Source organism: Vibrio sp. 1978, from assembly GCF_033344345.1.
Window position 1 is genome coordinate 1 of record NZ_JAWPOP010000895.1, and the last position, 546, is coordinate 546.

Consider the following 546-nt stretch of genomic DNA (forward strand, 5'->3'; position numbering starts at 1 on the left):
CCACCCGCTTTAAATGCCGCTATTTTGTCATCTAATGTGTCTTTTGCGGTTAGAAAAAGAATGGGCGTTCCGCAAAACTGTTCCTGACGCAGCTTTTGTACGGTACTGATACCATCGAGTTTTGGCATCATGATGTCCATAATGATCACGTCGTAATGGTTATCTTCCAACAACGCCAGCGCAGCCTCTCCGTGATACGCGCAATCTATCGTCATACCTTCGAGTTCTAGGTAGTCAGCAATGGTCTCGGAAACATTGTGGTTATCATCAACAATTAAAATTTTCATACGACTCACATTTCTTCACGATCTCTTCACGGTATGCCTCATAAGATACCGCCAAATTCCTAAACTAGCTCGTAAATTGAGGTTAATACAATGAAAAAACTGGCTCTTATTTCTGTCGTAGGTTTGGCATTGTCTGGTTGTGGTGGTTCTGGCAGCGACAATAACGACAGCTCACCAACACTCCCAGAACCAAAACCAAGTGCGGCTATTGGTCCTGTTGAATCTGTAGATGCTAGAGACAGCACATTAACCGTCAATG

At 43.8% G+C, this 546-nt stretch carries 1 protein-coding gene; it reads right to left on the minus strand.

Annotated features, from left to right (window positions below; genetic code table 11):
- Window positions 1-287 (minus strand): response regulator (locus R8N49_RS29730; RefSeq protein ID WP_318190777.1); only part of this gene is annotated, 287 nt, incomplete at its 3' end.
- Between the last annotated feature and the right edge of the window lie 259 nt (window positions 288-546).